This window comes from Rhizorhabdus sp. (assembly GCF_018006725.1).
Taxonomy (GTDB): Bacteria; Pseudomonadota; Alphaproteobacteria; order Sphingomonadales; family Sphingomonadaceae; genus Rhizorhabdus.
In genome coordinates this window covers 1-16,735 of sequence record NZ_JAGMXV010000100.1, presented here as the reverse complement: position 1 = coordinate 16,735, position 16,735 = coordinate 1, and the positions used below count along the sequence as shown (strand labels likewise).

Here is a 16,735-nt window from a genome sequence, read left to right as displayed (position 1 = left end):
ATCTCAAACTCATTGTCGATCGGCGCCTTCTTTTCGATGGGGTTCACCCGGTTGAGTTCGGGCTGATGCCGACGCTCGGACTCGGTGGAATCCTCTTCGTTGTCACCGCTCGTCGTTGGCGCAGTGTTTTCGGCCATGTCCGGGCGCGCGGGGATCGGCAGCTTGCTCCAATCGTCGGGCCGACCTTCAGCAGGCCGCGCCAGCCCCGGCGGTGACATGATGCGTTCCTTGAAGCGGGCATCTTCATAGTAGCGCGCCTTCTTCGCCCGGATCGGCGGCGTCCCGGCGACCATGACGATCTCGTCGGTCGGCGGGAGCTGCATGATTTCGCCTGGTGTCAGGAGCTGACGCGCGGTCTCCGAGCGCGACACCATCAAATGGCCGAGCCAGGGCGAGAGCCGATGCCCGGCGTAATTCTTCATCGCCTTCATCTCGGTCGCGGTTCCGAGCGCGTCGCTGACCCGCTTCGCGGTCCTTTCGTCGTTCGTCGCAAAGGAAACGCGCACATGGCAGTTGTCGAGGATCGAATTGTTCGGGCCGTAAGCCTTCTCGATCTGGTTCAGCGATTGCGCGATCAGAAAGCTCTTGAGGCCGTAGCCCGCCATGAAAGCCAGCGCGGACTCGAAGAAATCGAGGCGGCCGAGGGCGGGAAACTCGTCGAGCATGAGCAGCAGGCGATGCCGCCCGACCTTTGCTTGCAGATCCTCGGTGAGACGGCGACCGACCTGATTGAGGATCAGGCGTATCAGCGGCTTGGTGCGGTTGATGTCGGACGGCGGCACGACAAGGTAGAGCGTGGTCGGGAGCTTGCCGCCCACCATGTCGCTGATCCGCCAGTCGCAGCGCCGCGTCACCTCGGCGACGACAGGATCGCGGTAGAGGCCGAGAAACGACATGGCGGTGGAGAGCACGCCCGAGCGTTCGTTGTCCGATTTGTTGAGCAGCTCGCGTGCGGCGCTGGCGATGACGGGATGCGGCCCGGCTTCGCCGAGGTGGCTGGTCTTCATCATCGCGGCAAGCGTCGACTCGATCGGGCGCTTCGGATCGGACAGGAAGGCGGCGACGCCGGCCAATGTCTTGTCGTCTTCGGCGTAGAGGACATGCAGGATGGCGCCGACCAGCAGGGCATGACTGGTCTTCTCCCAATGGTTCCGCTTTTCGAGCGAGCCTTCGGGATCGACCAGGATGTCAGCGATGTTCTGAACGTCGCGGACTTCCCATTCGCCACGGCGCACCTCGAGCAGCGGATTGTAGGCCGACGATTTGGGGTTGGTCGGGTCGAACAGCAGAACGCGGCCATGCCGGGCGCGGAAACCGGCGGTGAGCTGCCAGTTTTCCCCTTTGATGTCGTGGACGATGGCCGAGCCCGGCCAGGTCAACAGGGACGGCACGACCAGGCCGACGCCCTTGCCCGATCGGGTCGGGGCGAAGCAAAGCACATGCTCGGGGCCGTCATGACGGAGATAGTCGCGATCATAGCGGCCGAGCACGACACCGTCGGGACTGAGCAGGCCCGCGGCTTTCACCTCGTCCTTTCCGGCCCAGCGGGCGGAGCCGTAGGTCGCCGCGCTTTTTGCTTCGCGGGCGCGCCAGACCGACATGCCGATGGCGACGGCTATGGCGATGAAGCCGCCCGACGCCGAGATCATCCCGCCCTTGGCGAAGACCTCCGGCGCGTAGGCGTCGTAGAAATACCACCACCAGAAGAACGCTGGCGGATAGTAGATCGGTAGGCCGAACAGGGAAAACCAGGGCGTGCCGAGCTGCGCCTGAAAGCCGAGGCTCCATGCGACATATTGCGTCGCCGCCCAGGTGGTGAGCAGCACGATGAGGAAGACGACGGCGATCTGGCCCCACAGGATTTTGGTCGCGGACATTGCTGCGGTCCTTTCTTAGGTGATTAGAGGCCGAGCCCCCGCTTGCGGCCGAAGCTCCAGTCGACACCGCCGTCGCCGCGGGCGACCCCGGAGACGTGTTTGCCGAGCTGGCTTTCGAGGGACGGCGACCAGGGCACGAGCTGGAAGCCGAGGCCGTCATCGATCATCGCGAAGCGGCCGGATGCGAGCGTCATGCGCTGGCGATAGGTGCCGGCGACATATTCGCCATTGCCGGCCGCTTTGAACGGCTGGCCTGTCTCCTTCGCGAGCCGGTCGGCAACGGCGTCGACCTCACGGCGCCGAAGCGTCTCGATCAGGTTGCGGCTGAAGATGACGCGGCGGCCTTGCTGCTCGGCGAGACCTTCGTGGACCAGATGCTCCGCCCGTTGTCGCATCGCGTGCCGCACCTCGGCGCCGAAGCCGCCCTCCGACATGGCGACGGGTTCGCGGGCGATGGATTGCCGGTCGAGCCAGGTCGCGCCCGAGGCGTTCACCTGATGCTGGAGATCGAGATCGGAGCGGACGGCAAGTGCGACGCGGCGTTCGCCGCGAGCATCTTCGAACGTGCGCAGCTCGACGATCGAGCCCGGCGCGCTGTCGCCTGCCGCATCGAGATGCGGCAAGCGGATGTGGTGGCTCCGACCATCGACGCCGTCGACCACGGCGTAGGCCGTTCCCTTCAGCTCGTCATCGAGGCCGCGCTCGACCAGACGGCCGATGACCGGCACATCGAGGCTTTCCCCTGCCAGGACGTAGTTGCCCGAGCCGCGGTCTATACCGCGTTCGGTGAGCGCGCGGTGCATGCGCTTGATGATGTCGCCGCGTTCGCCGAGCTGGCGCAGCGTCACCTCAGCCTGATCGTCGATCATCCACTGGCCAGGTCCGACTTCACTGGCGAGGCCGAGGGCTGCGAGTTTGCGCAGGCGGCCGACCTTCTCGACGGCGTAGGCGTCGGGCTGGCGGCCGACCTCCGGGGCGACATCGATGACGCCGGTCTTTCCCGCGTCGCGGACAAGCTGCCGATCGAGTTGCGTCCAGCGCTCCGCCTCGATCTGGCGTTCGAGCGTGCGGCGAATATCGAGATCCGTGCGCGGGCCAAGCTCTTGTGTGATGAGGTCACGCGCGCGATCGCGCATGCCCTCCTTGATGTAGTCGCGCGAGATCACGAGGTCCTGGCCGTCGTCGCGGACGCCGCGCACGATTAGATGGACGTGAGGATGCTCGGTGTTCCAGTGATCGACCGCAACCCAATCGAGCCGCGTGTCCAGATCCCTTTCCATCTGGCCGACAAGATCGCGGGTGAAGGACTTGAGGTCCGACATCTCCACGGCGTCGTCCGGTGAGACGATGAAGCGGAAATGATGGCGATCATCTTCGCATCGCCCGGAGAAGGCGCGGCCATCAGCTTCCTCCGTTCCCGGCCCGAACAGTCGGGCCTTTTCTCCATCACGGGTCACGCCGTCGCGGCGGAGATAATCGAGATGCGTGCCGAGCGGCGCGGTGCGGCCGGAGCGCCGCACGACGCGGGCCTTGATGACAGCGCCGCGCGTGCGCGCTGTGATGAGGCGGTTCGCTTGGATGCTGGCGCGCTGGCCTCGGCCGAAGCGCGAGCGATTGGCGGCAACGACGCGCCCGGAGCGCGAGACACCGCCGCCCGCCTTCTTCGCGGCGGCCAGCGCCTGCGCGATGAAGGGCCGAGCCGACTGCGCACGGGTTGACCGGATGCGCCCAGGCCGAACACGAAACTCGTGGTCATCGGCCATGACGCAAGGCCGCAATGTGCGAAAAATCGCGCTGATACAGGCAATTGGGCGTCAGGCGCACATTGCCGATTAGCACGGCAATGTGCGGAGCGCGCCAAAACCTCTTGCAAAAACAACCGCCCGACCGCCGCGCAATGTGCGGCCTTTTATCCTGCCATCGTGCGGTTGTTGTGCCTGCCTCTCCCCCTTGTGCCCTCCATGTCACGCCGGAATGCGACAGAGTGCGAAGGATACTTCCGCAGTTCATCGGGGCGTCCCCCCGTCAGAGCGAGCGACCACGATCGGGGCGTTCGAGTCTTCGGCGGTGTCGGGAGTGCGCGCCGCGACGGAGGAGCGGCTGTCGTTCGACCGCGCGTTTTCCGATGGCGATGTCGCCGAACGATCGTCGGCGGAACGCACGACGAAGAGCGGCGCTTCCCGCCAATCCGGCGGCGGTGGCGGCGCAACCGGTGGCGCGCTCGACGGCGATGGTGCGCCTAGCTGCGGAGCCAGCAGCGCGATGTAGGCCCGCGTTTCGGCGGGCAGGGCGCGGCCGGTATGGACGTATTCGTCGTAGCGGCCAGGCCCCGCATTGTAGGCGCCGAGCATTGCGGGGATCGTGCGATAGCGGTCGAACATTTCACGCAGGTAGGCAGCGCCTGCGAGGATGTTGTCGCGCGGGTCGTAGGGGTCACGCCCGAGCCCATAGCGAACGCGAAGCGCGGCCCAGGTATCGGGCATGACCTGCATCAACCCGAGCGCGCCGGCCGACGATATGGCGCGCACATCGCCGGCGCTTTCGGCGCGTTTGACGGCGACGATCCAGTGTTCGGGAATGCCGAAGCGCTGCGAGGCTTCGGTGACGAAGGCGGCGTGTGGATCGCCAGCGACCGTGCGCGCAGCCGACACGGACTGGGCAAGAGCGGCGTCCGTTGCGCCCGCTGCGAGGGCCAGGCCGGAAAGGAGAAGGAAGGCCATTCGCCGGACGGCGTGATGCCGCCCTCCCGCATCCCGATGGCTTATCGCTGGACGTGGACCGGACATCGGTCAGTCCTTCCCGGCGCGGTCGCGCGGGCGCGACCAGTGCAGCGACCAGGCGTTCCCGGCGTCATCGTCGCAGAACAGATTGGCGCGGATCGGCTGCGGCAGCGCAGGGTCGTCGATCAGTACGGCAACGTATTCGCCCGCGCGCTCGCCGGTGCGTTTCCAGCCCGCGCCGATTTCCGGACCGGCTTCGGCTTTGCCATCGTCGCTGGCGTGAACGCGGTAATCCGGCGCATTCTCGGCATCGGAGGGCTCTGCCGGCACGATGACGACATCGCGGAAGAGCGTGAACGTCTCCAGCTTGCCGGCGAAGCCCGTGTCCTGGCGCGTGAATTGACCAATCTGAGGCATGATGACTTCCTTTGCGGCGGCGTTGGGAAAGCCATCGGTGGGCGCCGCCCCCGCCGATGGCGAGGTGTTCATCGCGTCGGTGCGCGCCATTCGAAGCGGCCCGTTCCGTCCTCGTCTGTCCACAGGGGGACGGCGCGGCCGATGATCTGGTCAGTGGAGGTCAGGCCGAAATAGCGACCGTCCAGGCTGTCGCGGACCTTCCAGTTCATGAGGAAGACTGCGCCGGTCGGGATACGGCGGCAGCCCTGCCAGACCGGGAGGTCGCGCGCGGCGCGATCACGCGGTAGCGCATCGCCCATGTCGACGCCGTCGATCGTGACGGAGAGGTTCGAGCGGCAAACGGTCTGCCCGGAAACGCCGAGAATGCGCTTCAGCAGCGGGACGCCTTTGGGAAGATAGCCGCGTTCGGCCATGAAGGTCGCGAGCGGCTCGGGCGCATCGACCGCAACGAGATCGGTGACGTCGAACGGGCCATCGACGTCGATCGTGTAGAAGCCGATGGGGGCGCTCGCCGATGCGTTCCACAGGAGCTTGATCGGCAACGGGGTGAGCGCCGGATAGCTGATCCCCGTGGTCGCGAGAGCCATGACGATGAAGAGACCGGCGCGCGTCACGACCACGTCCTCCGGCGCAGGAGGACGGCGCGATGCTGGTCGAGCGTATAGGTGCGCGGCTGATGTCCAGCCGCCATCCGGTTGTGGACGTGACGCCAGTGTTCCGGCGAAACGGCGTCCGCCTCGATGCCGATCGCTTCAATTGCATCGACGTGGCGCAGCACGTCTTCGACCTTTGGCCATCCGTCGATCCTGAGCAGGATTTCACCGCCCGGCCGGACGAAAGGCAGCGTCTGGTAGGGCTCTCCGGGCTCGACTGCGCGTACGATGTCGATGCGCGAGATGATCGTGCCGAAGTCGTTGGCCGCCCATCGCACGAACGCGAATACGGTGTTCGGACGGAAGGAGACGACACGCCGGCGGCGGTCGAGGATCTGTTCATGCGCCTCACGGCCGAACCTGATCCAGTATTCGATCTTCTTCTCGACCCACGTCAGTTCGACGTGGGTCATGGTGTCATGGGGGAGCGCTGACGGCAGAGGGCCGCCGCGCATGCGGGGAGCCGCAGTGCCGGTCATGTGGTGTCTCCTGGTGTCGAGGGGAATTCACGCGCGAGCAGCTCGCGCAGCATGTCGGCGACGGTGACGCCGCGCCCGAAGGCGGCGATCTTGATCCGGCCGCGCAGTTCGAGCGTCACATCGATGGTGAGCCTGGCGGTGAACGCAGCGACGTCAGCGGCGCGTGGTGCGTTGTCCGCAGCCTTGATCCATTGGTCGGGATCGGAGGGGCGTGCGGCGAAGCCGCGACGGGGGGATCGTTCGTTCATTGTGCGCCCCCGTCGATCCGCAGACGCAGGAGTTCATCGGCGAAGGCCGCGATCTCGCGCGCGGCCGATGTCGCATCGGCGAGTTCGGCGACCAGGCGGCCGGTCTGCGCGGCGGCGGCGAAGGCGATACGTTGGCCGATGGTGGTGGCGAGCAACGGTGGATCGTGATCGGCCAGGGTCTCGGCTGTCTCGCGGGCCAGGATGGTGCGCGCACCGCAAGGATTGAGCACGAAGCGGGCGACCAGTTCCGGGCGATAGACGCGGGCTTCGCGGAGCAGCGCCAGCATCTCGGCCGATGCCCAGCCGTCGAGCGGCGACGGCTGCACCGGGATCAGTACGAGGTCGGCGGCGAGCAGCGCCGAGCGCATGAGCGCTGCGACACGCGGCGGGCCGTCGATGACGACGTGGTCGACATCGCGGGCCAGCGCCGGCGCTTCGCGGTGGAGCGTGTCGCGCGCCAGGCCGACGACGCCGAACCGGCGCGGCAGGCCCTCATGGCTGCGCTGCTCAGACCAGTCGAGGGCCGATCCCTGTGGGTCCGCATCGATCAGGGTGACGCGCTGACCGCGCCCAGCGAGTTCGCCCGCGAGGTTGAGCGCCAGCGTCGTCTTGCCGACACCGCCATTCTGGTTGAGGAACGCGACGATCATCGCGCACCTCCAGGCCGATCGAGGAGCGGAAGCTGATCGGGGGAAGCCGGTTCGCTCTCTTTCCGGCCCGTCTGAGCGGCTGGAGCACCCTTGCGCGGTGATTTGCCGGCGGCGCGGAGGCTCGCTGCGGCGGTGCGGATGAGGTTTTCCACATCGCGCGCGCGCTCTTCAAAGTTAGATTCTTGGTTAGACTCTAAGTTAAGGGCGCGAATCCGCCCACGATTTCCAGACGTTAAGGCCGGCTTGGGTTCCTGATGGCACGAGCCTCGGGTTCCCGATGGCACGATAGGTCGGGTTCCCGATAGCACGAGGCCGTCCACAGGTTTTCCACAGGCGGCCAGTGGCTCGAAAGCCAGCAGCGTGCGCCCGCCGATTTCCACTTCGAGCGACAGGAGGTAGCCGGGCAGTGGTTGGCGTCGCACGATGTCGCGCAGTTCGAAGGCGAAGCGCTTGAACGGCGACAGGCTGCCGGATTTGAGGTGGAGGTGGCGTAGGTCGAAACGCCAGCCGCCGCGCTGACGGCCTCCGTGTTTGCGCACGATGCGGTAGAGCCAGCGATCGAGGCCGCCGGTGAGATCGAAATAGGCCGGATCGATGGTGAGGATGAGCGCGTCATCGAGGACGGCCTTGTAGAACCAGTCGGGGACGATCAGCTCGATGCCATCCGGTCGTCCTTGACGATCCGTGCGCTCCTGCCACTCGTTGATCCACGAGAAGCGGTGACGGCGGCCTTTGGCGGGTTGGCGGATCGACGTCGAGATGGTGGTCGATTGCAGCCGGTCGAGCGCGGCCTTGAGCCGCTGATAATCGCGCTTGGATGTGCCGCGCCCGACATAGGTGAGGATCTCATAGGGTGTCGCCGCCATCAGACGCGAGGTGCGCAGGCCCGCGTCGCGGGCCTCGACGATCTGGCTGGCGGCCCAGATCAGGATGTCGGCGTCCCAGATCGTGGCCATGCCATGATCGGGAACGGCCTCTACCCGGATGGAGACACCGCCCGCCGAAAAGTCGATCGGCGCTATGCGGTGCGATTTCGAGAGGGAGAAGAAGGGATGGGCCATGAGATCCTGCGCGTCTCGTGGCGCGAAGTCGCCGGGAAGCGCGCGAAACAGGTCGAGCTGCCCACGCTCCGAAGGGTCACGACGACGCACCACCATGAAAGAGACCGGCCACAATCAGCGTGCGTATCGGCCGGCGATCTGGCCGGTCGGCAGCGTCTGGCGCTTTGCGGGAAGCACGGAGCCGCGCGGATCGGACGTCGAGGTTACGGCGCCGCGCTCGGCCCAGGTCTCCAGATCGTCGACCGAATAGACGACGCGCCCGCCGAGTTTGTGATAGGCCGGACCAGTTCCGTAGGTGCGGTGTTTTTCGAGGGTGCGCGCGGACAGGCTGAGAAATTCAGCGGCTTCCTTGGTCCGCAGGTAGCGTGGCGGGAGCGCGGCGGTATCGGGTCGCATGGGGCGGGCCTCCGTGGGGTTGCTGGGGGCCGCTGGCGATCAGCGGCTGACAGCGACAACGGTGGCGGAGAACCTCCGGCGGGATGGATGGGGGACTTGGGATGGCTAAATTCCCCACCCCTGTTGTTGGCGCAGGCTAGGTGCGCCGACGATGCCGAAGCAGGTGCAGATAGCCGCCATCGATGAGGGCCAATCCGGCTTCGGCGAAGGCGATCACGGCATCCCGCAGCGGCGAGGTCTTCCAAGGATCGGTATCGATGCGCGCCGCGCCGTAGATTGCGATGGCGATGTCGCGATAGGTCGCGCCGTTCATGCGGCCGTCGGCAGCACGAAGTTTGAGGCGAAAGCGGCGGCGCTGCTCGGCGGTCATGCGCGTGTCGCGCAATGGCGGACGCTGGAGCCAGGCGCGCGCGAGGCGTGTCAGCGCATCAATGCGATCGAGGATGTCGTCATCGATGGGGACGACCGCCGCAAGCTGGTCGTGTGCGGATATGCCGGGTAGGAAGAGTAGCTGGAGGTTGTGCTCGGGAAGACCGGCATAGGTTCCTTCAGGGCCATCACGGCCCGCAGCGAAGCTGTCGGCGAGGCTGTTTGAGCTGGACGGCAGAAAGTTCGGTCGTGCTGTCAAAAAGAGGACGGCGGGATCGCTCTGCGGCGACCACACCACCTGTTGCTGTAGGGCAGAACGACCTGGTCTTGCGGGGAAATCGCAACCCCCAGCGCTGCTGCCTGTCGTCAGGCAGCGGCTGAGTCTCGGCGCCAGCATCGACCAGACTGGCGTAATCGTCCTGATAAGGGCGGTATCTGCGAAGGCACTCCCAGGCGAGACCTTCGATCGGCAGTGTATCGAAGAAATCGTAGCTGCGGTCGTCTCGCCAGTTCGATGTATCGGGCCTCATCGCATCAACTCTCCCGCGTGGTGCGCGTAAGTCGAGCGTGTGATTTTTCGGGGCACGACGAGGGTGTTGGAAGTCCGGAGGAGGGCATTGCGTGATGTCGAAAGGGCATCACGCAGGTTCGCAAGCCTCTCAGCGGTGAGCCTGTCGCAGGAGATGCCGATAGCCGGTGTGTGTCATCCACCGGGCGCGTTCGAGATGGCTGTCATGGATGCGTCGGCAGCGCTCGGGTTCACGGGCGGGATCAAGGTCGAACAGCACCCGCACGGCTTCCTCCCAATGCGCGCCGTCAGCGGCCGCATCCAGCAAGCGCATGTATAGTTTGGCGTGCGACTTGTCGTAATCGGTGAGATCTTGCCCCGATGGCGCAAGGTCCCGGAATGGTGCGGTCATGGTGCAGACTCGGCGAATATGCGGTGCCTGTCTATTATCCATGTTTGATCCGAAATGGAGGCAGTGCAAATGATGGGGAACCTGGCTGCCCACAGGTCAGCGTAAGCCTGTAGATCGGTTCGGCTTGTTTCCGCGATCATCGACCAGAAGCACTCCTTGCCCTCGGTCGGTCGACAGGAAGACGATGCCGGCAGCTTCCAAAGCCCTGCGTGCCTGATCGCGCGTCGTCTCGTACACATCGAGCCCGCTTTCGGATTCGAGGCGCTTGAGCGCGGTCAGCGATAGGCGGGCCTTGTCAGCGAGCGTCTCCTGTGTCCAACCCAGCAACGCGCGTGCGGCCCGTGATTGTCGGGCGGTGATCATGCATGATCACCTCCCATCGCAACCGGCGCGCGCTCCAGAACTACGGCTATTTTAGTCGTATTATCCCGTTTCTGCCAGCTCAAAGAGGTTGCCGAAGGGCCGTGTTGCGCTGCCGCCGATTTGCTGATTCGGGCAAACGAGGCGCTGTCGTCAGTGAAGCGAAGGTTCTGCGGGCTGGCTTTTGCAGTAAAGCTGGAGGGCGCGCCTTCGGTGTGACCCGACTATTTGGGGCACTCATCTGCGATCGGGTGCGATCTGAGCAGGAAGGCGGCCCCGACCTTTCGGCCGGGGCCTCGTGAAGCCGCCTCAGTCTGCGCGGCGGCCGTTGGGGCGGGACCAGATCAGCGAGTAACCTTCACCGTCCTCGTCATCGAAGAGGTTGGCGTAGATCGGAGCGTTGAAGCTCGGATCGTCGAGCTTGAGGCCCAGATAGTCGCGGCCCTCGTTGGAGCGCTTGGACCAGGCGGCGCCGATCTCGGCGCGGCCGACCAGGACCCGGTGGCTGGGGGCGTTCTCGCCGCTGGCGCGCAGGTCGGGGACGATGCGCACGCCTTTGGCCTGGACGCTGAGGGTGACGATTTCGCCGCCGAATTCGTTCGAGCCGGTCTTCTTGAAGGTGCCGATGGTCGCCATTGTAAGTCTCCGTTTTCCGTTTCGAGCCCGCGCCATTGCGGCCTCGATGGCGATCGACCGGACGGAGGCGAGCGACGGCACATCGCTTGCGACCGCAGCAAAGCGGAGGATGGCGCAGACACGACTTTGTTGTTTCGCGAGGAATGACGGCGCAGCCGGCAGGGGAAGAAAGTCGGGGCCAGCCGTTGTGGCTTAGGCGCTCGAGGCAAAGCCGTCCTTCGGCCAGATCAGGCCATTGAAGAGGCCGTTTTGGCGCGGGTGCTGGACGGATCGACGGCGGAGACGGCGGCGACCTTCGCATTGGCCTGGGAAGTCCGACCGGCGATCACAGGCGTAGACCTCGCTTGAACAGGCCTGCGCTGCGCATTTCGCCATTCTGCCAGCTCTGACGAAACGCCTCGACGCTGAGGGGCTGCCGGCCACGATGTCGTTGCCGCCCCGACGCGCTCCATCGTTCCGTGACAGGTGGGCGCAGCCGATGCTTCGCGATGCCGCTTCCCCATCGGGCGACCAGATGGCGTGGAGGGCAAGGTATGTGCCGCTGGATCCCGCCGCGATGGGCGCTGCGGGTTTAGGCGTGGGACACATGCCCGGCAGATGGGTCGGAGGCCGCCATTCCAGTGATGCGCACGAAGGCGACGATGCCGACCGCGATCGCTCCGATGACGGAGAACACGGTCTGCCATGTCTCCGATGGCATGGTGTGTTTCACGATGCCATGGGTGGCATGGAATCCGGCGACGACGGCGGGGGCGACGAAGGCTGCGGCGATGAGCAGGCGTGCCCAGGTCGGACGGACGGTGGCGAGCAGGAATTGGCCGATGCCGAAGGTCAGGCCGGCGGCGACAAAGCCGACGACAATCGCGCCGAGCCAGCCCGCGTCGGTGCCGTAGGCCCATGTGCCGGCAGTCACGCCCGCGAAGAACGGAAGAGCGAACACCGCAAGCGTGAAGAGGAGCCAGCAGAGGAAACCGATGGCGGCGATGCTGAGGAGAATACCGATGAAGATCATGGTGGTGTCTTTCGTCAAATGTCAGACGGACGCGCCACCACCACCACCACGGCGCACATGCGAGATTAGCAGAATTCGAGCTGCGGGGGGAGCAGAAGCGTGAAGCATCCGCCGACTGCGCGACCCGGTTCGCCTCATGAGGCGAAGGGGTCGATTTCGCCGACGATGGCGTTTTCATCGCCATCATATTCCGACGCCGGGGTGACGGAGAGCGTGCCGTCTCCGGCGCGATAGATGACGATGGCCGCCATCAGGGTGGTAGCGAGGCTGAAGGCGAAGGCGTGAGCGGTTTGGAAGGACATCGACCTGGCTCCTGTTTGAGCGGAGGTCCATCCCCCGCTGACAGGCGGCCGAAGAGTTCGGCCGGTGGCCGCAATCACCGTGCAGGCGAAGCCGGAGCGGCGGCACGCTATGCGTAGTCCGACCCTTTAAGGGTTGATGGCGTCAGGCCATCGGCTGAACCCAAGGATCAGCGTCTTGAAGCGGGGGTAGTCGTCCGATCAGGAGACCGGGTTGTCTGCATGCCGCGTGGACTGTTGCTGCCGGCTCGGCTGGCGTCACTTGCGCTGCCGGTGGCCGGATGTCAGCGCCCGGTCTTCCAGGGATCGATGACCGTGACATTCGCGGCCTCGAATGCGCTGCTGTCGCGCGTGGCGACGGCAAACCCCTTGGCGGCTGCGATCGCTGCCATGTAGCCGTCGGGAGTAGGGAAGCCTTTCCCGGCCGTTCGGGCTTTGACGGCGAGATCCGCATAGCGGCGCGCAGCATCGATATCGAACGGGAGGACGCGGTCTGCGAACAGTTCCATCACCCCATCCAGGGCTTCGGTGAGACGCTCCTTGCGCTTGCCTTCGGGGAGCGCGCCGATGCCGAACATCAGCTCGGCGATGGTGACGCTGGAGAGAAAGAGCGTTTCCGCTGCCTGCTCGTCGAGCCATGCGCGCACGGCCTCGTCGGGAGCGGGCTTCATCGCCTCCGATACGACATTGGTGTCGAGGAGGATCATTCGAAGCTCATCGGCTTGGCGGGCGCCTTGTCACGAGCCTGGTCGAGGGCCTCGACATCCTCATTGGTCAAGCCGAGGCGGCGGCTGCGTTCCGCGAGCGCCGTGCCGAGCCGGAGGCGCGTATCGGGGCGGACAGCCATTTCGAGGATGTCGCGCATTTCCGCTTCGGCGCTGCGGCCGTGCTGCGCCGCCCGCACCTTGAGGGCGCGGTGTGTCGCGTCGGACAGATTCCTGATCGTAACTGCGGGCATGATAGCGCCTCCTGCAAGTGCGATAGCGATGATAGCATAATATAAGAATTGCTATCATTTTTCAAGGCGACCGGTCCCGGCGGCGCTTACGCGCCGCTCGAGCCGAACCGATAGACCGGGATACCCATCTTGCGCGCCTTGTCGGCTAGGTTGTCCTGAATGCCGGTGCCCGGGAAGATCACGACCCCGATCGGCACGATGCCGAGCATCTGGTCATTGCGTTTGAACGGTGCCGCCTTGGCGTGCTTCGTCCAGTCCGGCTTGAAGGCGACTTGCGGCACCTTGCGGCTGTCGGCCCAGCGGGAAGCGATCTTTTCGGCGCCTTTCGGCGAGCCGCCATGCAGCAGCACCATGTCGGGGTGCTTGGTATGGATCTGATCGAGCTTGGCCCAGATCTGCTTGTGATCGGCGGTGTCGCCGCCCGAGAAGGCGATCTTCGGGCCGGCGGGTACGAGTACCTCGGTATCCGCGCGCCTCCTGGCGGCGAGGAAATCCCGGCTGTCGATCAGCGACGCGGTGAGGTTGCGATGGTTGACCCGTGATCCGGTGCGTTGCGACCAGGGTGAGCCGGTGGCGACGAGGTAGCGTCCAGCGGCGGCTTCGCGGAAGGTTTCCATGCCGTCGCGGCGGTCGATCAGGTTCATGCCGATGTCGATGAGGTGCTCGAGCTGGAGGGACTTCACCTCGGAGCCATCCTGTTCGCGCTGAAGCTGCCTTTGCGCCTGCTCGTTGTCGTCGAGCTTCTGTTCGATGCGGTCCACGGCGCGGTGGAACATATTGACGGTCGACCAGAGGAGATCGGGGAGATCGAAGTCGAGGCTGGTGTCGGTGATCGTGGCGACCAGGGCGTCGAAGATGTCGGCGACGGCGCCTTCGATGATGTGGTCTTCCGGTGGCGGGCGCTGGTCCAACTCGTCTTCGGAGGGGCGATAGCCGTGGAGCTGCAAGTCCTGGATCAGATGGTCGGTCGGGGATGACTCGTGGTGTGGTTCGTAGTCGTCGTGCTCGCTCATGGGATGCTCCGTCGGCAAGGACCGCGACCGTCGCGGCCTTCATGGCGACGAAGCCGTCGGGCGGGACGGACCTGCACGCGGAGCGAAGCGTAGGGCCGAAGCGCCAGCGGAGGATGGCGAAGGCCGGCGATTTTGTTTCGCGATGGAAAGGCGCGGGTTCGGGGTCCCCGCGCGGCCCGCCGCGTGGGGTGGACATGCGCTGCCGGAAAATCGTCGGCCGCAGCCATTGCCTTGTCCGGCCCGGCTGATGGCCGATCGCCCTCTCGAAGGCCGAGGCGCGGTCCTTTTGCCGTCACTGGCGCATCGTTGCGGGCATGGCGGCTGTACGCCGCTCCCCAATCCTTTCCGGCTAAGCGGCCAGGTTCATGAAGCGTGCGACGTCGTCTGGAGCGAGCTGCACTCGAACGCCTGCCCGAAGCGCATCGATACCGAGCCGCCGCAGATCCTCGTTGAAGTCCCCGAACGCCGGCGACAATGGAATGGCCTCGATTCCCTCGGCGTTCGCCCGTTCGATCAGCATGTCCCGCGCGCCGTCACCGGCCGGATCGTCGTCTCGGACGATATAGAGCCGCCGCAAAGTCGCCGGGAATAGGATGGCGGCCAGATGCGCTGCCGAAAGCGCCGGCGCCATCGCCATATCGGGCAGGACCTGCCGGAGCGACAGCATGGTCTCGATACCTTCGCCTGCCGCCATCACGCTGCCGGGCGCACCGATGCGGACTGCATTGCCGAGGAGATCCCCCATCGCCTTGCGCGGTGTGTCGATGGGGGCTTTGTCGGAGCCGTCAGGCGCAAGCCAGGTGCGGTGCGCGCCGGTGATCTTGCCAGCGAGGTCGGTGACGGCGGCGATCATGGCCGGCCAGGTCTCGGTCGGGCCATCGTCGGGCTTGTAGTAGCAGCGGGGGTGGAAGCGCAGGTTTCCGGTTCCGTGCAAAAGCACAATGCCGCGTTTGCGCAGATAGGTCTGCACAATGGTCCCGGTGATCGGTTGCGTCATGGCGATGAGACGGCGTGCCGCCTCGGGCGACCCCGATGGCGCTGGCGCCAGTCCGCGGCGTGATGCCGGCTCGGGTTCGGGATGCGGCAGGCTGAGGAAGGTACGCGCCTCTTGAGCAACGTCTGCGAAGTCGATGAGGCCCAGCGATTCCCGGATGATGTCGAGAAGGTCGCCATGTTCGCCGGTGGCGGCGTCGGTCCATTTGCCTGCCGGCCCCTTCGGTGTGTCACGCAGGCGCACGAACATGGAGCGGCCTGCGGCATTGCGAGCATTGCCAACCTGCCAGTAATTGCCCTGCCGGTGGCCGTTGGAGAGATAGTGGCGGCAGACCGCCTCGGCCTGTCGGCCGAGACGGTGTGCCAGTTCAGAAGCGTCCTGCCGAGCCATCACGCTGCCTCACGCTCGCTGATCCGCTCGACCGGATAGGTGGCGATCAGCTTGCCGATGATGGCGGGACCAGAGGCATCGACCGGAACGAAGAAGCGCAGCTTCCACGAGATGATCTCGCTGAAGAGGCCATAGGCGCGCAGGCGATCCCGCATGGTGTCGGTGAAGCCGGACAGTTCGATCCGGTTCGCGCCCATGACGCGCGCGCGGCGAAGCTGGAGCCCGCTGGCCAGGTCGAGGATGGTGCGACCATCCACCAGAGCGGCGTAGGCATCATCGCTGCTGAGGTTGGCCGTTCCCGTCGAGGCGGCATTCATGGCCCAGGCGGGCGAAACCCGCCGCCCGATGATGCGTTCGCCATCATCGGTCTGGAGCCGATAGACGCGCGTCGACTCGTTCGGCAGGCGCTTCCACACCGGCAGGAGCAAACCGCTGACCATGTGGATGGCGCCATCGGTATAGGCCGGCACTTCGGCGACTTCACGTTGCCAGACCGCTGCAAAGCTGTCGCGAGCGGCTTCCTGCCAATGGCTGTCTTCCATCATGGCGAGGCTTGCGTGGTGCTGCTCCATCGGCCGGATCAGGCGGACGCGACGTTCGATCTCGCCGTCGTCGTGCATGATGGACGGCGCCGGCACCTGGACAGCAGCGCGTCCCGACCGCGCGTTGATGAGCAGCCGGGCATGCGGATCGTCGAGCCAGTCGAGCGCCGTATCGAGCGTGGTCGGTTGGTTTCGGCGGCGCTCGGTGATGGTGAGCAGCCGCGTTTGTGCGCCCGTTGCCGGATGGGTGTAGATGGTCGTGCGCTCCGCGACGACGAAACTCTCCGCCGTCAGCGTTTCCAGCCCGACATCATAAACGCCGCTGGCGATGGCTCCGGCCACCTTGGCGTCGAGTAATTGCTCGAAGGCGGTGAAGAGGATGCCCTGAAGCTCGATGGTCAGCGCCAGCAGGCGGTTGAGGAACGTGGTGATCGGCGGCAACTCGTCCTTGATGCCGTTGTCATGGGTCAATTTCAGGCCGGTCGCGGACTCGAAGCGACCCAGCGAGCACCCCTCGACCTTGCCGCGCACGATCAGAAAGTAGAGTTGGCACAGCGCATCGCGGGCGTAGCTCGATTCCAGATTGTCCTCGGGCCGGAACAGACCCTGGCCGCCGGTCTGGCGCTGACCGCGCGTGATCGCGCCCAGCGTATCGAGCCGACGTGCGATCGTGGACAGGAAGCGTTTCTCGGCTTTGACGTTCGTGGCGATCGGGCGGAACAGCGGCGGTTGCGCCTGGTT

The 16,735-nt window shown here is 65.6% G+C and carries 22 protein-coding genes; all 22 read right to left on the bottom strand.

All coding sequences use genetic code 11. The features are described from left to right. Nucleotides 1–1,877: conjugal transfer protein TraG (locus KAY22_RS14610; protein WP_296624150.1), on the bottom strand; the 1,877-nt coding region annotated here is incomplete at its 3' end. 23 nt (nucleotides 1,878–1,900) lie between these two features. Further along, nucleotides 1,901–3,640 carry a VirD2 family relaxase/mobilization nuclease gene (locus tag KAY22_RS14605; RefSeq protein ID WP_296624149.1) on the bottom strand — a complete coding sequence of 580 codons (1,740 nt, stop codon included), beginning with the start codon at nucleotides 3,638–3,640 and terminating at the stop codon, nucleotides 1,901–1,903. A gap of 243 nt (nucleotides 3,641–3,883) precedes the next feature. Then, nucleotides 3,884–4,597 (bottom strand): lytic transglycosylase domain-containing protein, encoded by a 714-nt coding sequence (locus tag KAY22_RS14600; protein WP_366514092.1) that lies wholly within the window; start codon nucleotides 4,595–4,597, stop codon nucleotides 3,884–3,886. Nucleotides 4,598–4,666: 69 nt separating this feature from the next. Then, nucleotides 4,667–5,014 (bottom strand): DUF736 domain-containing protein, encoded by a 348-nt coding sequence (locus tag KAY22_RS14595; protein ID WP_041536413.1) that lies wholly within the window; start codon nucleotides 5,012–5,014, stop codon nucleotides 4,667–4,669. Between the two features lie 68 nt (nucleotides 5,015–5,082). Continuing rightward, nucleotides 5,083–5,601 (bottom strand): S26 family signal peptidase, encoded by a 519-nt coding sequence (locus tag KAY22_RS14590; protein WP_296624152.1) that lies wholly within the window; start codon nucleotides 5,599–5,601, stop codon nucleotides 5,083–5,085. 23 nt (nucleotides 5,602–5,624) lie between these two features. Next, complete coding sequence (locus KAY22_RS14585; protein ID WP_296624147.1) at nucleotides 5,625–6,146, bottom strand: DUF2840 domain-containing protein; 522 nt, start codon at nucleotides 6,144–6,146, stop codon at nucleotides 5,625–5,627. Then, a complete protein-coding gene (locus tag KAY22_RS14580; RefSeq protein ID WP_296624146.1) occupies nucleotides 6,143–6,394 on the bottom strand; it encodes a hypothetical protein in 252 nt (83 codons plus the stop codon). The genes KAY22_RS14585 and KAY22_RS14580 overlap by 4 nt, the downstream gene beginning before the upstream one ends. Further along, nucleotides 6,391–7,044, bottom strand: coding sequence for a ParA family partition ATPase (gene parA, locus KAY22_RS14575; RefSeq protein WP_296624145.1), 654 nt, complete (start codon nucleotides 7,042–7,044; stop codon nucleotides 6,391–6,393). The genes KAY22_RS14580 and parA overlap by 4 nt, the downstream gene beginning before the upstream one ends. Further along, complete coding sequence (locus KAY22_RS14570) at nucleotides 7,041–8,201, bottom strand: replication initiator protein A (RefSeq protein ID WP_296624151.1); 1,161 nt, start codon at nucleotides 8,199–8,201, stop codon at nucleotides 7,041–7,043. Before KAY22_RS14570 ends, parA begins: the two co-directional genes overlap by 4 nt. 18 nt (nucleotides 8,202–8,219) lie before the next feature. Then, nucleotides 8,220–8,501, bottom strand: a complete 282-nt coding sequence (locus KAY22_RS14565) for a helix-turn-helix domain-containing protein (RefSeq protein WP_012110094.1) — start codon at nucleotides 8,499–8,501, stop codon at nucleotides 8,220–8,222. Between the two features lie 136 nt (nucleotides 8,502–8,637). Further along, on the bottom strand, nucleotides 8,638–9,168 hold the full coding sequence (locus KAY22_RS14560; protein ID WP_296624144.1) for a DUF2285 domain-containing protein: 531 nt from the start codon (nucleotides 9,166–9,168) through the stop codon (nucleotides 8,638–8,640). Beyond that, nucleotides 9,059–9,400 (bottom strand): DUF6499 domain-containing protein, encoded by a 342-nt coding sequence (locus KAY22_RS27950; protein WP_366514091.1) that lies wholly within the window; start codon nucleotides 9,398–9,400, stop codon nucleotides 9,059–9,061. The genes KAY22_RS14560 and KAY22_RS27950 overlap by 110 nt, the downstream gene beginning before the upstream one ends. Nucleotides 9,401–9,529: 129 nt before the next feature. Next, nucleotides 9,530–9,790 carry a DUF2285 domain-containing protein gene (locus tag KAY22_RS14555; protein ID WP_066967668.1) on the bottom strand — a complete coding sequence of 87 codons (261 nt, stop codon included), beginning with the start codon at nucleotides 9,788–9,790 and terminating at the stop codon, nucleotides 9,530–9,532. A 96-nt stretch (nucleotides 9,791–9,886) separates the two neighbouring features. Further along, complete coding sequence (locus tag KAY22_RS14550) at nucleotides 9,887–10,153, bottom strand: helix-turn-helix transcriptional regulator (protein ID WP_045811379.1); 267 nt, start codon at nucleotides 10,151–10,153, stop codon at nucleotides 9,887–9,889. 306 nt (nucleotides 10,154–10,459) lie between these two features. Then, nucleotides 10,460–10,786, bottom strand: coding sequence for a DUF736 domain-containing protein (locus KAY22_RS14545; RefSeq protein ID WP_041535876.1), 327 nt, complete (start codon nucleotides 10,784–10,786; stop codon nucleotides 10,460–10,462). Between the two features lie 571 nt (nucleotides 10,787–11,357). Next, on the bottom strand, nucleotides 11,358–11,798 hold the full coding sequence (locus tag KAY22_RS14540; protein WP_296624143.1) for a hypothetical protein: 441 nt from the start codon (nucleotides 11,796–11,798) through the stop codon (nucleotides 11,358–11,360). 134 nt (nucleotides 11,799–11,932) lie between these two features. Next, a complete protein-coding gene (locus tag KAY22_RS14535; RefSeq protein WP_012110101.1) occupies nucleotides 11,933–12,100 on the bottom strand; it encodes a hypothetical protein in 168 nt (55 codons plus the stop codon). Between the two features lie 281 nt (nucleotides 12,101–12,381). Continuing rightward, nucleotides 12,382–12,804: a type II toxin-antitoxin system VapC family toxin gene (locus tag KAY22_RS14530; RefSeq protein WP_296624142.1), complete on the bottom strand. Its 423-nt coding sequence runs from the start codon at nucleotides 12,802–12,804 to the stop codon at nucleotides 12,382–12,384. Then, nucleotides 12,801–13,055 (bottom strand): plasmid stabilization protein, encoded by a 255-nt coding sequence (locus KAY22_RS14525; protein ID WP_012110103.1) that lies wholly within the window; start codon nucleotides 13,053–13,055, stop codon nucleotides 12,801–12,803. The genes KAY22_RS14530 and KAY22_RS14525 overlap by 4 nt, the downstream gene beginning before the upstream one ends. 86 nt (nucleotides 13,056–13,141) lie before the next feature. Beyond that, entirely contained in the window at nucleotides 13,142–14,068 is a 927-nt protein-coding gene (locus KAY22_RS14520; RefSeq protein WP_296624141.1) for a DUF2493 domain-containing protein, read from the bottom strand. A 349-nt stretch (nucleotides 14,069–14,417) separates the two neighbouring features. Further along, entirely contained in the window at nucleotides 14,418–15,452 is a 1,035-nt protein-coding gene (locus tag KAY22_RS14515) for a toprim domain-containing protein (RefSeq protein ID WP_296624140.1), read from the bottom strand. Next, a partial coding sequence (locus KAY22_RS14510) for a strawberry notch C-terminal domain-containing protein (RefSeq protein WP_296624139.1) occupies nucleotides 15,452–16,735 on the bottom strand: 1,284 nt, incomplete at its 5' end. The genes KAY22_RS14510 and KAY22_RS14515, both read right to left, overlap by 1 nt.

Coding starts and splice junctions, on each gene's coding strand:
- KAY22_RS14605 (WP_296624149.1), bottom strand. CDS start 3,640: ATGGCCGATGACCACGAGTTTCGTGTTCGGCCTGGGCGCATCCGGTCA.
- KAY22_RS14600 (WP_366514092.1), bottom strand. CDS start 4,597: ATGGCCTTCCTTCTCCTTTCCGGCCTGGCCCTCGCAGCGGGCGCAACG.
- KAY22_RS14595 (WP_041536413.1), bottom strand. CDS start 5,014: ATGCCTCAGATTGGTCAATTCACGCGCCAGGACACGGGCTTCGCCGGC.
- KAY22_RS14590 (WP_296624152.1), bottom strand. CDS start 5,601: ATGGCTCTCGCGACCACGGGGATCAGCTATCCGGCGCTCACCCCGTTG.
- KAY22_RS14585 (WP_296624147.1), bottom strand. CDS start 6,146: ATGACCGGCACTGCGGCTCCCCGCATGCGCGGCGGCCCTCTGCCGTCA.
- KAY22_RS14580 (WP_296624146.1), bottom strand. CDS start 6,394: ATGAACGAACGATCCCCCCGTCGCGGCTTCGCCGCACGCCCCTCCGAT.
- parA (WP_296624145.1), bottom strand. CDS start 7,044: ATGATCGTCGCGTTCCTCAACCAGAATGGCGGTGTCGGCAAGACGACG.
- KAY22_RS14570 (WP_296624151.1), bottom strand. CDS start 8,201: ATGGTGGTGCGTCGTCGTGACCCTTCGGAGCGTGGGCAGCTCGACCTG.
- KAY22_RS14565 (WP_012110094.1), bottom strand. CDS start 8,501: ATGCGACCCGATACCGCCGCGCTCCCGCCACGCTACCTGCGGACCAAG.
- KAY22_RS27950 (WP_366514091.1), bottom strand. CDS start 9,400: ATGAGGCCCGATACATCGAACTGGCGAGACGACCGCAGCTACGATTTC.
- KAY22_RS14555 (WP_066967668.1), bottom strand. CDS start 9,790: ATGACCGCACCATTCCGGGACCTTGCGCCATCGGGGCAAGATCTCACC.
- KAY22_RS14550 (WP_045811379.1), bottom strand. CDS start 10,153: ATGATCACCGCCCGACAATCACGGGCCGCACGCGCGTTGCTGGGTTGG.
- KAY22_RS14545 (WP_041535876.1), bottom strand. CDS start 10,786: ATGGCGACCATCGGCACCTTCAAGAAGACCGGCTCGAACGAATTCGGC.
- KAY22_RS14540 (WP_296624143.1), bottom strand. CDS start 11,798: ATGATCTTCATCGGTATTCTCCTCAGCATCGCCGCCATCGGTTTCCTC.
- KAY22_RS14535 (WP_012110101.1), bottom strand. CDS start 12,100: ATGTCCTTCCAAACCGCTCACGCCTTCGCCTTCAGCCTCGCTACCACC.
- KAY22_RS14530 (WP_296624142.1), bottom strand. CDS start 12,804: ATGATCCTCCTCGACACCAATGTCGTATCGGAGGCGATGAAGCCCGCT.
- KAY22_RS14525 (WP_012110103.1), bottom strand. CDS start 13,055: ATGCCCGCAGTTACGATCAGGAATCTGTCCGACGCGACACACCGCGCC.
- KAY22_RS14520 (WP_296624141.1), bottom strand. CDS start 14,068: ATGAGCGAGCACGACGACTACGAACCACACCACGAGTCATCCCCGACC.
- KAY22_RS14515 (WP_296624140.1), bottom strand. CDS start 15,452: ATGGCTCGGCAGGACGCTTCTGAACTGGCACACCGTCTCGGCCGACAG.